The organism is Bacillus sp. BHET2 (assembly GCF_005938125.1).
Classification (GTDB): domain Bacteria; phylum Bacillota; class Bacilli; order Bacillales; family Bacillaceae_B; genus Rossellomorea.
In genome coordinates this window covers 1-306 of record NZ_VCQN01000065.1, presented here as the reverse complement: position 1 = coordinate 306, position 306 = coordinate 1, and the positions used below count along the sequence as shown (strand labels likewise).

The following is a 306-nucleotide window of genomic DNA, read 5'->3' as shown; positions in this document are numbered from 1 at the left end:
AACTTCGACGCGTCAAACGTTTAGTAAATCTTCCTTAGAAAGGAGGTGATCCAGCCGCACCTTCCGATACGGCTACCTTGTTACGACTTCACCCCAATCATCTGTCCCACCTTAGGCGGCTGGCTCCTAGGACAAAACTTAACTTCCTATATAGAATATAAGATGCTAAGTTTTGTCCCAGGTTACCTCACCGACTTCGGGTGTTACAAACTCTCGTGGTGTGACGGGCGGTGTGTACAAGGCCCGGGAACGTATTCACCGCGGCATGCTGATCCGCGATTACTAGCGATTCCAGCTTCATGTAGG

Annotated in this window: 1 rRNA gene; it reads right to left on the bottom strand. The window is 50.0% G+C overall.

Annotation, left to right across the window (positions count from 1 at the left end):
- Positions 1–38 precede the first annotated feature (38 nt).
- Positions 39–306, bottom strand: a 16S ribosomal RNA gene (locus tag FGG79_RS21540); the annotation flags it as partial.